This window comes from Desulfoplanes sp. PS50, assembly GCF_053851535.1.
Genome location: NZ_JBSPZA010000007.1, coordinates 99,847 through 112,710, shown reverse-complemented (window position 1 = coordinate 112,710; position 12,864 = coordinate 99,847). Strand labels below are relative to the sequence as shown.

At 55.4% G+C, this 12,864-nt stretch carries 9 protein-coding genes; 5 read left to right on the top strand and 4 right to left on the bottom strand.

Annotation, left to right across the window (positions count from 1 at the left end):
- Window positions 1-25: 25 nt before the first annotated feature.
- The 5 genes from ACTVJH_RS05060 to ACTVJH_RS05040 all read left to right on the top strand — a co-directional run bounded on the left by ACTVJH_RS05060 (window position 26) and on the right by ACTVJH_RS05040 (window position 6,564).
- Entirely contained in the window at window positions 26-1,171 is a 1,146-nt protein-coding gene (locus ACTVJH_RS05060; protein WP_455988112.1) for a hypothetical protein, read from the top strand.
- 104 nt (window positions 1,172-1,275) lie between these two features.
- A complete protein-coding gene (locus ACTVJH_RS05055; protein WP_455988110.1) occupies window positions 1,276-2,985 on the top strand; it encodes a uracil-xanthine permease family protein in 1,710 nt (569 codons plus the stop codon).
- Between the two features lie 395 nt (window positions 2,986-3,380).
- A complete protein-coding gene (locus ACTVJH_RS05050) occupies window positions 3,381-4,583 on the top strand; it encodes an argininosuccinate synthase (protein WP_455988108.1) in 1,203 nt (400 codons plus the stop codon).
- A gap of 239 nt (window positions 4,584-4,822) precedes the next feature.
- Window positions 4,823-6,232 carry an argininosuccinate lyase gene (gene argH / locus ACTVJH_RS05045; protein WP_455988106.1) on the top strand — a complete coding sequence of 470 codons (1,410 nt, stop codon included), beginning with the start codon at window positions 4,823-4,825 and terminating at the stop codon, window positions 6,230-6,232.
- Window positions 6,229-6,564 (top strand): hypothetical protein, encoded by a 336-nt coding sequence (locus tag ACTVJH_RS05040; RefSeq protein ID WP_455988104.1) that lies wholly within the window; start codon window positions 6,229-6,231, stop codon window positions 6,562-6,564. The genes argH and ACTVJH_RS05040 overlap by 4 nt, the downstream gene beginning before the upstream one ends.
- A 136-nt stretch (window positions 6,565-6,700) precedes the next feature.
- Here the strand turns inward: ACTVJH_RS05040 and ACTVJH_RS05035 are convergent, their stop codons facing one another.
- The 4 genes from ACTVJH_RS05035 to ACTVJH_RS05020 all read right to left on the bottom strand — a co-directional run bounded on the left by ACTVJH_RS05035 (window position 6,701) and on the right by ACTVJH_RS05020 (window position 12,800).
- Complete coding sequence (locus ACTVJH_RS05035; protein WP_455988102.1) at window positions 6,701-7,681, bottom strand: patatin-like phospholipase family protein; 981 nt, start codon at window positions 7,679-7,681, stop codon at window positions 6,701-6,703.
- Between the two features lie 183 nt (window positions 7,682-7,864).
- A complete protein-coding gene (locus tag ACTVJH_RS05030; RefSeq protein WP_455988100.1) occupies window positions 7,865-9,790 on the bottom strand; it encodes a PEP/pyruvate-binding domain-containing protein in 1,926 nt (641 codons plus the stop codon).
- Window positions 9,787-11,877, bottom strand: coding sequence for an ATP-binding protein (locus tag ACTVJH_RS05025; protein WP_455988098.1), 2,091 nt, complete (start codon window positions 11,875-11,877; stop codon window positions 9,787-9,789). Before ACTVJH_RS05025 ends, ACTVJH_RS05030 begins: the two co-directional genes overlap by 4 nt.
- Window positions 11,874-12,800: a phosphate/phosphite/phosphonate ABC transporter substrate-binding protein gene (locus ACTVJH_RS05020; RefSeq protein ID WP_455988145.1), complete on the bottom strand. Its 927-nt coding sequence runs from the start codon at window positions 12,798-12,800 to the stop codon at window positions 11,874-11,876. The genes ACTVJH_RS05025 and ACTVJH_RS05020 overlap by 4 nt, the downstream gene beginning before the upstream one ends.
- Window positions 12,801-12,864: the final 64 nt, after the last annotated feature.

Below are 12,864 nucleotides of genomic sequence, written 5' to 3'. Positions count from 1 at the left end.
AAAGGGATTGCATCCGGAGGCAGGGATGAAATTTTTTCCTTTCAGAGTGCTCATTCTGTGTATCCTGCTGCCGTCGGTGTTGTACGTCGCCTCCCTGCAGGGCATCTCCTCGGGGTTGGAAAAAAAGTATCTTTCCGATCTGACCAGTGTCTATCTGGGAGACACCACAGTCCTTTTACAGGGAAAGGCCAGGCTCCGGGACATGGTCAACCGGAATATCAATGAATATTTCAGCGACAGCAATGCCCTGTACTGGGGGGTGAAACCCAATGTTCTGGTGACGACCAAGGACAATGAGATCATCTATCCGTCCTCATTTGACACCCAGGCCCGCATCACTCCCGAGGATACCCTGGATATCGCCCAGGAAAACTATGAATTGTTGAACAAGGGGCTGAGTCTGCGTGTCAATCTCTCCCTTTCCCCGGTATCTCTGGCCGGCCTTGTGTTGATGGCCCTGTATGTTTTCGTGGCTATCGGCATTCTTTTCGGCGTCTACAAGAGAGGGCTTGCGCGGGCCTTGCGCGAAGAGGCCCAGAAGGATTCCAGGATCAGGGAACTCAGGGACAAGGAGCAGCGTTTTGCCGAGCGGATCGAGGAACTCGACACCCTCAAGGGGGATCTTGAGTCCAAGGTCGATCGGGTCAAAACAGAGCTTCTTCAGGAGCGAAAACAGGCCTCGGTCAACGAGGACGGGCTTCTGGACGAGATCGTCACCCTGGAGGAGCAGCTGCACAAGACCCGGACGCTTCAGGAGAGTCAGCGGGCTGAAATCGACAAACTCCGGGAGCAGATCGACGAGCTGAGTGCAAAACCGGTCAGCAAGCCGGTCAAAAAGTCAAAAACAGGGGACAATCTGGAAAAACGGCTCCGCGTTCTGTACAAGCATCTGGACATCCATGACAAAACCATCCAGGGCATCGGCGATATGGCCGAGGATATGCGCATCAAGGCTGAAGAAGTCATCCTGCAATTGCATGTCGATCCCTCCCTGGTGACGATCAAGAGAAAGGTTTTTGGCAAGGGACGTAAGACCAAGGTGTTGGAAGTGGCCTTCGGGTACAATGGGAGACTTTATTTCCGTCACAAGCCAGGAGGCGGTATCGAGGTGCTTTGTGTGGGAACCAAAAACTCCCAGACCAAGGATCTGGAGTTTCTGGATCGGGTGTAAGGAGATACGTACGCAGTACGCAGTGCGCAGTTCGCAATGGGTTGGGCAGCAATGTGTGTATGTTCTGGAAAAAATGATGGGAGATTCAAGAGGATGAAATGGTCATGACCGAAGACCGCCTGCGGTATGACGTGGATGAGGAACCTCCGGTTCTCTTGGCCTTTGTTCTGGCATGCACCCATGTTCTGCTCATTTTCGACGCGATTATTTTTGTGCCCAATATTCTCGGCAAGGTCAGTGATGTGCCCCATGAGACGCTTCGGTTTGCCACCTTCGGGATCATTCTGATCGCAGCCCTGTTCACCTTTCTGCAGTCCCGGCATACATACCGTTTCGGGGCCGGGGCCATCCTTTTCACCGGGTCGTACAGTGCCTTTCTTGCCTGTTCCATCGATGCCGTAAACATGGGCGGAATGGGCCTGCTGGCCACCATGTCCATTCTGAGCGTTCCCATTGTCTTTTTATACACCTATTTCATCAGATTTTTTCGTCATATCATCACCCCGGCCGTGGGCGGGGTGGTCATCCTGCTCATCGCTGTCTCGCTCATCCCCTTGGCTGTTGATTTGTGGACGGGTGAGGCCGGACTCCCCAGGTCGGTGATCTCCTCCCGATTCATGGTCGGGGGGTTGACCGTGGCCGTTTTGATCGGGCTCATGTTGTTTGGCCGGGGTGCGATCCGCATGTGGAGTCCGCTCATCGGCGTTGCCAGCGGGTACGTGGCCGCGGCCAGTGTCGGACTTCTGGAACTCGACCATTCGGCCCATGCACCCTGGATCGGTCTGCCGGAATTCGCCTGGCCGGGACTGGAGATGGGGTTTTCCGGGTACCATGTACCCCTTTTTCTGGCCTTTTGCATGGCCATGCTTGCCAGTGTGATCGAAAATACCGGCAATCTGATGCTGGTGCAGCAGGTTTCCCTGCGAGATTTCAGACGGGTTTCCTACGATCGGATTCAGGGAGGGCTCTATTGCGATGGGGTCAGCAAGGTAGCGGCCGCATTGTTTGGTACGGCTGTGCCCTCGATCTATTGCGATAACATCCCCCTTATCGAGATGACCGGGGTCTCCTCGGCCCGGGTCGGTCGGATTGGAGCCCTGATCCTTCTCTGTCTGGCCTTCATGCCCAAGGTGAGCGGGTTTGTTCTGGATATGCCCGCACCGGTCATCGGGGGATTTCTGCTCGTTATCGCGGCCTTGCTGTTTCAGGCCGGACTCGGATTGGTGACCATGAATTCCTTTGGGACCCAGAACGGGCTCATCCTAGGTATTTCTCTGACTGTCGGGCTTGTTGCGGAGAGCGGCAACATTTTTCCGGAAATAGTCCCAGCATCCCTTGCCCCCGTGCTCCAGAACAGCGTGGCCATTGGGGGCTTCACCGCATTTATTCTGAGTACCTTGGCCTATATCGCTCCCAAGAAACGCCTTCAGGGGGTTTTTGCGGCCCATGCCGAGAGTTTTCACGATCTGCGGGATATGATCGACAACGGGCGGGAAAAGCTGGGCATATCCGAAGAGAAAAAATTTTCCCTCATGCTCTGCTGCGAGGAGATGTTTTTTTATATGGTCGGCAAGGGCGAAAACCATGAACGGCTGCTGAACATCCGGATAACCAGGACCGAGGAAGGTATTTTTACCGAGGCCATCTGCGGCCATCAGATGGATGACATCAATAATTTCGCCATGCCCGACAGCCTGTTTCGGGCGGGTCCCGAGGAACTCGACAATCTGGGACTGATCCTGTTTTCAAAATATGCCCGTGAGGTAAAGCATATGGAGATTTCGGGCTATTCATACATTTCTTTTTTTGTCTAAGCCGGCAGCCACGTCAAACGTGTTTTCACCCAAACGTTTGAACGCTCACGTCCGGTCAACCCTGTCGGGAGCGGATTGAAACTCCCTCGCCGGCCTCGTACCATCAAACCGTTGCTCGATACCGGCTGGAAATTCCAAAAAGGTGGCAGACAACGGCTTGATGCACGATGCCTGACTCGGTCAGACAGTCAATTCACCCCCGACAGGGCTGCCCGGCAGTGAGTACAAATCAGCTCCGGCCCGGCCGCGGCCTGCATTGACACCCCGGCTGCTTGGCAATATCGTGCTTTCTGCTGCAAACATTTGTTCCCGGCATGTCGGAAGTCTCCAACATGCCCTTTTTTTATTCGACCCTGGCTGTGATGTGACCTTCAATCAAACACGCGGAGATATATATGAGTGACATCAAGAAAGTGGTTCTCGCCTATTCCGGCGGCCTGGACACCTCTGTGATCCTCAAGTGGATCCAGACGACCTATGATTGCGAAGTGATCACCCTGACAGCAGATCTCGGTCAGGAAGAGGAGCTCGACGGGCTCGAGGAAAAGGCCCTGTCAACCGGTGCCTCCAAGGCCTATATCCTGGATCTGCAGGAAGAATTCGCCCGGGACTTCATTTTTCCGGCCTTTCGTTCCGGGGCTATCTACGAGAGTCGCTATCTGCTCGGTACCTCCATTGCCCGGCCGCTCATCTCCAAGAAGCTGGTGGAGATCGCCCGCCAGGAAGGGGCCCAGGCCCTTGCCCATGGGGCCACCGGCAAGGGAAATGACCAGGTCCGCTTCGAACTTTCGGCCATGGCCCTGGCACCGGAACTGGTGACCATTGCCCCGTGGAGGGACTGGGATCTTGGTTCGCGAACCGCTTTGATCGCCTTTGCCAAGGAACACGGCATCCCGGTTCCCGTGACCAAGGAGAAACCCTATTCCTGTGACCGCAATCTCCTGCACCTGAGTTTCGAGGGCGGTGAACTCGAAGATCCGGGCAACGAGCCCGCTTCCGGAAGCCATCAATTGTGTGTCCCCATTGAAGAGGCGCCAGACACCCCCGAGATCGTGACCATTGATTTTGAAAAGGGCGATCCCGTGGCTGTGAACGGGGAACGCATGAGCCCGGCCGTCTTGATCAAACATCTGAACAGGCTGGGCGGCAGACACGGCATCGGCCGGCTGGACATGGTCGAGAATCGTTTCGTGGGCATGAAGTCCAGAGGTGTGTACGAGACCCCCGGGGGGACGATCATCCACGCCGCGCATCAGGATCTCGAAGGGCTCTGCCTGGATCGTGAACTGGTGCATCTGCGCGATACCCTCATTCCCAGGTATGCGGAAATGGTCTACAATGGATTCTGGTACTCGCCCGAGCGCGAGGCCCTGCAGGCCTTCATGGACAAGGCCCAGGAATGTGTCACCGGCCAGGTGAGGTTGAAATTGTACAAGGGCGGTGTATGGCCCCTGTCCCGGACCTCTCCCAACTCCCTGTACAATCCGGAACTGGCCACCTTTGAAGAGGACGATGTCTACAATCAGGCCGATGCCGCCGGTTTCATCCGTCTGCAGGGACTCAGGCTCATGGCCTATAACAAGGTTCATGGGAAATAAGATTTTAGAAATTTTAGAGATTTTAGAGATTTTAGAGATTTTAGAGATTTAAGGGATTTAAGGGATTTAAGGGATTTAAGAAATTTAAGAGATTTAAGAGATTTAAGAGATTTTAGAGAGTTGAGGGGTTGAGAGATTTCAGGGAGTTTGGAAGTGCTGGGAGATGCGAATGTGGTTTTCAAGTTTTGAAATTTCTTAACGTATCCAATTTCTTCAATGAATTGATTCAAGGACGGATCATGGCAGCAGATGTGAAGACGCAGAAAAAATTGTGGGGCGGGCGGTTTGAGCAGTCCACCGCCCCCCTGGTGGAAGAATATACGGTTTCCGCAACCTATGACAGGCAGCTTTTTGCCCAGGATATCTCCGGTTCCAAGGCCCATGCCCGTATGCTGGCCAAGCAGGGGGTATTGACTTCTGAAGAGGCTGCAACCCTTGTCAGCGGCCTGGACGCGGTGGCCGGGGAAATCGAGGCCGGTACCTTTGATTGGCGGGCCGATCTCGAAGATGTGCACATGAATATCGAGAACCGTCTGACGGAAATTGTCGGACCTGTCGGCCAGAAGCTGCATACCGGTCGCAGTCGGAACGATCAGGTGGCGCTGGATTTCAGGCTCTTTGTGGTCGATCGCCTCCAGGTGTGGAAGGATGGGCTCAAGAAACTTGTCGAGTCCCTTGTCTCCCAGGCCAGGAACCATCAGGATACCATCCTGCCCGGATATACCCATATGCAACCGGCCCAGCCCGTATCCCTGGCGCACCATCTGCTCGCCTATTGCCAGATGTTTGTGCGTGATCTCGGGCGGGTGGAGGATTGTGCCAAACGGGCCTCGGTCTCTCCCCTGGGTGCGGCCGCTTTGGCCGGTACCACCTATCCCCTTGATCCCGGGTTCGTTGCCCATGAGCTTGGACTCGAAGGTGTTTTCGCCAACAGCATGGACGCTGTTTCCGACAGGGATTTCGTGCTCGAGTCGCTTTTTGTGGGCTCCCAGATCATGGCCCATCTCTCCCGCCTCTGCGAGGAGATCATCATCTGGTCCAACCCCGGATTCGGGTTCATCAAGCTCCCGGATGCCTTTGCCACGGGATCCTCCATCATGCCCCAGAAGAAGAATCCCGATGTGGCCGAACTCATGCGTGGGAAGACCGGACGGGTTTTCGGGGATCTCATGGGTATGCTCACGACAATGAAGGGGCTTCCCTTGGCCTACAACCGTGACATGCAGGAAGACAAGGAACCCTTTTTCGACACGGACAGGACCGTGTCGTTGTCCGTGGTCATCATGGGCCAGATGGTCGCTGCACTGACTTTCAATCCCGAGGCCATGCACGCTGCCCTGCGCAAGGGATTTTTGAACGCCACCGAATTGGCCGATTATCTGGTCGGCAAGGGGATTCCCTTCAGGCAGGCCCACCACATAACCGGCAATGCCGTGGCCTATGCCGAGAAAGAGAACAAGTGCCTGGAGGATTGTTCCCTCGAGGAACTCAAGGCCTTCAGCGACCTGGTTGACGAGGATGTTTTCGAGGTTCTGGCCTACGAGGCCGCGGTCAAGAGAAGGGAGGTCCCCGGCGGTACGGGTCCCCTGTCAGTGGCCGCACAAATCGAAGCCCTGGAGCAGTGGCTGGAAAAGGACGTGCAGGAATGAGTTCGTTTGCCAAGGACCGACCCGAGGTCCCCGAAGAACTCATCAAGGAAAACAAATATGTCACTGCCGAGATGAAGTCGAACCTCGAGGCCGCCCTGACCTGGATCAAGCCCCGGTGGGAGGAGCTCCTTGGTCGCGGATGGACCTGGGACAGGCTTTTTTACATGGGCAACCTGCCCTATCCCCTGGGCAAATGGGGGGTGGCCTGGTTCAGTCTGTGGAGCAAGGAGAACCGGGAGATCGATTTTTCCAGCACGGGTGATCTGGTCTGCACCCTGAATGAACCGGGCGGCACGGTGATTCAGACCATGCGCAAGGATCTCATCACCTGATCGGGCAGCCCACCGTTACGCTGTATGTGGTATCCGCAATACCGAGAGCGGGTCGATCTTGTATTCAGATACGAACGCCCACCGGGTTTATCCTGGTGGGCGTTCGTGTTGTGATCGGTCCGCAGCAACGGGCCTGTCAGCTCGCCTGGGAGTCATTGTCCTCATCGCCGATGGCCGCCATCATCCTGCGTACGCTTTGCTTGCCCGCCTCCATGGCCTCGTTGGCCAGGTGGATGTCCAGGAAGCTGATCTGCTTTGTATCCGGACGCAAAAGGATATCCGGCGGGTCTTTGGCCAGGCGGGTCTCCTTGAGGGTGTTTTCCAGGATGTCGATGGAGTTGGAGAGGATCTCGAACAGGGAAATGTCCAGGGCCGCCTGGTTGTTTCTGCGCGGGACAAGTTTGCTGAAAAACTGGGTCGGGAAAAAATCATGTTCCTCCAGGCGTGCTGCCCAGGAGGAGATAAAGGTCTGCTGACTCAAAAAACCTGTTTGGGGTTTGTTTTTAGTTTTTCCCTGGATCTTTTGTTTGATGAATTTGGAATTGACATCCACCGCAATGACCAGATCCGCGCCCATTTGGCGGCAGATATCTACCGGCAGGGGATTGACCAGGGCGCCATCGAGCAGGATCCGCCCGTTCTCCCGGGCAGGGGTGATAAAGCCCGGAACCGAGATGGTTCCCCGCAGCGCCTTGGTGATGGAGCCCGACCGGACCACGATTTCCTCGCCGCTTCGGGCATCGGTCATGATCATGGCCATGGGGATGTCGCAGTCCTCGAATGTGGGCATGTTCAAATATTCCTGAAGGAATTCGATGAACTTGCTTCCCTCGATCAGACCGGATCGGGGCAGCACAGGGTCCAGGATGTTCAGGGTGTCCTTGCGGGTCCATTGACTGAGCCGGGCGGTATAGGCGTCGAATCTTCCGGCCACGTACATGGCGCCCATGATCGCGCCGACACTTGTTCCGGCGATGCAAAAGGGTTTGATGCCCAGGGTGTCCAGGGTCTTGAGAACACCGATATGACTGATCCCCCGGGCAGCACCACTTCCAAGGGCGAGGCCGATTTTCGCGGAATCAAGATCGTCCCTGGATATATGTCGGTAGAAATGCATAGGGGTGGTTTTAGGTTTTAAGTTTTACGTTTTAGGTTTTAGGATGTGCCTGCACAAAGTATTTTTTGCAGGGGGTTTTAGTATTTTCCTCAGAATGTTCTGTTATAAAAAAAACAAGAAAATTTTATAATCGCTTGAACTTAAAGCTTAAAACCTAAAACTTAAAACTGCGGCCTGGCCGCATTAGGTTGTACGTTTTCCGGCAATCAGTCTGCCTAGAACGGCGAGTCGTTTCTGGGTCTGGGTTTCCTCATATCCTTCGCACCACGCCTCGATCATGTTTCCCAGGAGTTTGGTGGTGAAACCATGTTGGTCGAGCATGTCCTGCATACCAACGATGACTTGATCTGGTGGTGGAAAACCAGTTGATTTATAGCGGAAACCAATATGATTGCGTGTCGATTCCCGGCCGCAGACCGTATCGATCTCGGCAAAATCGGGACCGGAATGGACGCTCATGTGCAGATAGGTCCGGGAAAGGATGGCGTGACCGAAAAGGTGGGGCTGCGGACCTTCGTCGCCGGTATGGTCAAAGGCGGTTGCCGGTTCGATGGTGGATTCCATGCCGAACCACAGGGCCCACATGGGGATTGATTTGAGTTCGTTGGGACCCACAGCGTTTTTTCCCGCAGCCGTGGGAAAAAACCCGTCGGCCAGGTTGAGAATCCAGATCCTGGCGGGCGGTTCGTCCAGAATCTTGGCCCCTTCAATGCCCAGTCCGGAGCGGTTGACCAGGCTGAACATCTCCTCGACGCCCTTTTCCCTGGCAAAAGAGATCAGGTCGTACATGGATTTGATCCGCTCGGGTGATACATCTTTTTCCTGACCTGCCGGGGCCAGAGTCGATCGTCCGGTTATGGTCAGTGCCTTGTCAAAACGGCGGATTTTGGGTTGGCCTTCGAGGTTTGGAACGACCGAGGTTATCCAGTATCTGTGGCGAGTGTCCAGAACCCAGCCAATGCTGTGCGGGGTATCGAGCAGATCCTGGATGGCCAGTCCCTGGATGGTCAGTTGCTTGGCATTGCGCGGGCTCATGAACGGGGTTTCCGGGTTGAGCAGGACCCGGTGCCCTTCATCCTTTGCCAGGAGCATGGTTGTCTCTTCCTCGGGGGAAGGGGATTCAAGGGTGATGGAAACCATGTCCCTGTTCCGGGTTCGTTCGGGCAGCAGATCCACGGCGCCGGTAGGTTCGGGCCTGAAGACACCGGATGCAACATGGGCAGGGAGAACCTGAACCGTTACCACCATGGGAACCTCGCAATCGGCCAGGCCCTGGCCGATACGTTCGGCAATGGATTGCGGTCGGTATTTGGCCAGGATGCATTGCTTCCAGGCCTGGAGCGCTTTTGAAAGCGTGATTGCAGAGATTCTGATTCGATGGGCCTCGAGTCCCAGGGTGGCAGGGGTGCGTCGCGGGTCAGCCTCCATGTCCACGCTCCCCGATCCACCCACGAGATCCAGGATGGCTATCTCTATGGCATCGGCAACGCTGTCCGGAATGGGAGCCTGGAGGATGAGTTCCTGGATCTCCTGAGAAATGTGCTCGATTCCCTCTGGGTGGTGAAGATTTATTCCCCGGAGTATTTTATCCAGCCGGGGTCGCAGGTCGTTGGCCTCGATAAAATAGTGATAGGCACTCGATGAAATGACAAACCCTTGAGGCAGGGGCAGGGAGAGGGAGGCATTGGCCATGATTCGGGCCAGGGTGGCAGCGGCGTAATTGGCGTGTTTTTTTCGCGTCAAGGCCTCGCTCAAGGGAAAGACAAAGGGAGGGCTTATTTCCGGATCGTCCACGCTGACAGCCATGCGCATGTAAAAGCTGGTCTTTGAAACATAGTCCATGAGGTCCATGAATCTGACCGGATTGATCCGCTGGAGATGTTCAAGCATCTTGCGCACATGAATATCGAGTCTGTAGGTAAGGTAGAGGATTCTCGACCAGTCGGCCATGGGACGACGGGCATGGAGTTCCTCGATTTCCGCAATGATCGCCAGGCAGGTTTCATCCTCCCGGATGAGTCGGGCAAAGGCATTGTATTTGGAACGGAGAATAGCCCCGGGCGGAAAGGTCTCATAGGTCCAGTGCGCGAAGATGTTCCGCAAACTCATGACTTGTCCTTTTCGTCCACAGGCGGGTAGACACAGTATACAGATCCTGATTCCTGCTCAGGCTCCAGCGGCAGGGTGACCTTGAACACTGTTCCCGGACCGCTGTCCTCGGGCATGTCCTTGCTGAATTCTGCAGGCAGCGGACTGGTCGCCTCGATGGATCCATGGTGATCCTTGATGATCCCAAACGAGACGGACAGACCCAGGCCGGTTCCTTTGCCTGTAGGCTTGGTACTGAAAAAGGGATCAAAGATGGAATTGATCTTCTTGGCCGGGATGCCGCAGCCCGAATCGGCGATCCAGAGGGTTATGGTCATGTTTATGCTGTCGAGCAGGGTTTTGACCTTGATCACCCCGCCGTTTTCCAGGGCATCCAGGGCGTTGGACAGCAGATTCATCCATACCTGTTTGAGCTTTTCCGGATCGCCCTGGATGATGGGAAAGCGGTCGTCGAGTTCGGTGACAATCTGTACGTGTTCGATCTGAAAACTGTGCCGTACAAGATGGATGACCTCCATGATGGAGTTGTTGAAACACATGATCACCTTCTCACTCTGGCTCTGCCGGGAAAACCCGAGCATATCGGCAACGATTTTCTTGCAGAAGTGGATCTGCTTGATGATGATCTCCAGATCATTGTAGAGGGGACCGTCCTTTTCCACATCTTCCTGAAGGAGCTGGGCATATCCGAGGATGATCCCGAGCGGGGTGTTGATCTCGTGGGCCATGCCGCCTGCAAGTTTGCCCAGGGATTGGAGTTTCTGCGATTGAATGAGCTGGTCCTGATAGCTCTTGAGCATGCTGATGTCCCTGGCGGTGGAGAGCACCCCGGTGATCTTTCTGTTCTGGTCACGCATGGGCACTCTGATGACATGGAACCAGCGCGAGGATTCTCCATCGTGTTCAGGGAGAAGCTGTTCTTCGTTGATGACCGCACCGGTGAGCAAGATATCCTGGGCCTGGGCCATGCGCGATGCGGCAATTTCCTGGGGAAAGAGATCCTCATCCGTGCATCCGACAACCGTGTCCACGGTCCTGCCCACGAATTTGGCAAAGGCGGCATTGGCGGTTGTGTAAGTGTGATGGGGTCCGGTCAACCCGATGAGGTCCGGTGATACATCGAGAATGGTGCGCAGAAATTTTCGCTGCCGGGCCATGTTCTGTTCGGCCTGTTTGAGATCGTCGATGTGCGAACGCATGGTCAGAGCCATGATGTCGAAGGTCTCCATGAGTTCCTGGATCTCATCCCCGCTGCGGTTTTTAAAGACCGGACATTTACGGCATACAGCGAGTTTGTCCGGAAATGGCATGCCCTTGCATTCGGGACATTGGGTGTTGGACAGACACCAGCATCTGTATCTTTCATTCCCCCAGGCCACGCAGGATGTACGATGACAATGTCTGATCTCCCAGCATTTGGTCACGGGTCCGGGGTAATTGGGCTGTTGATCCAGGTTGCCTTTGACAATGGTCTCGGCATGTTGCTGGAGCAGGCCGATCCGTGAGGTGATCCGCCTGGAGAAAAGGGCTGCGAGAATGAACGCTGCGAACAGGGTCAGACCGGCGATCAGGACGATGGTCAGGATGAGACCGCGGATGACCTGTTGGATCTTGTTCTGGGAGAGGCCGATCCTGACCGTGCCCAGGCGTTTGCTGTCGATGGTTACAGCGGTTGCAAAATCATAGATTCTTTCCGTCCCGGTATCGACGGTCACGATCTCTGTCGTGCCGGTGGTATCGACCCGATTGGCTGTCTTGAGATCCGAGGGGAATCCCTGATTGAACGTGTGCACCAGAATACGGTCGTGTTCATCCTGGATAAAGGCGTAGGCAACATCGACATCAACGGTCATGAGTTCATCGATCATGCCTTTGAGGGCGAGCATATCCGTTGCCAGGAGCGGATCGGTGGATCGCAGGGCGAGATTGCCGGCCATGACCCTGCCCTGCTTGAGAAACTCGTCGATCAGGGCCCTGGAGGTGATCGGGGTGACGGAAAAGGTGACCACCAGGGAGGAGAACAAAACGATCAGGGCGATGCCGAAGTTGACCTTGGTCCGAACGCGCATGCGGGAAAAGGTTTTCATGAGGATCCTCCCTTGTTGTCTGTTTCCGAACAGGGGGTAACAGGGGAGGGATCGTCAAGTTTGAGACGTTCTGAAAGACGCCGGATAGGATCGTAGTCCTCGTCTTTGGTCGGGATGATTCCGGCCATGCCCGCGGTTTCCAGAATGCCGGCCTGCTCGGGATCGTCCGGGGACAGAACGAACATGGCCCTGGCAATGCGGTCCACGATCTGCTGGTCAAGGCCTTTGCGGGCCGAGTAGACCCAGCTCGGATAGGGAGGGGTGGTGGCGATGATCTTGATCGATCCCGGCTCGATCTGGTTGCTGACAACCCCGAGGGTTCCTTCCCGGATGGAGGCGATGTCGTATTTGCCGGCATAGACGGCCAAAACGGCCTTTTCCTGTTTGCCGGCCGGTCCTGGAGCGAAATCAATGCACGCGAAGCTGTTTCTCGTGATCCCGTGATCGATGAAATAGCCCAACGGAAGGAGGTAGCCTCCGGTCGAGAGCGGATCCACCGCTATCCATCGTTTTCCCACGCAGTCGGACAGACGGGAGACAAACGGGTTGTCGGCCCGGGCGATGATCTGTCCTCTGAACGTTGGTTTGCCTGAAAAGGGCTCGATGATCCGGGCGAAGGCACGGGCACCCGTTTCGGCCAGGCGGATATAGACCATGGGATTGGAAAAGGAGATATCGATTTTGCCCTGCCTGACCATTTCCAGATGTTCGTCAAAGGTGTTGGGAAAGACCTGGCGGATGGCCAGACCGGTTTCCCGGGCAAGATGGCGCACTAGAAGGTTGTGCCGTTTATAGGAGACCGTGTGGGAGTACTGGGGAAGATAGGCGTAGGTCAGGGCCGCGTCCTGCTGCGGCCGTTGAATGGTCTCCCGCTTGTCCATGTCCACGTAAACGACCTTTTCGTCCCGGTCACAACCAAACATGCTCAGGAGTGTGGACAATGCGACAAGGAACAGAAGATAGCAGCCTGTCTGTCTTGAATGACGG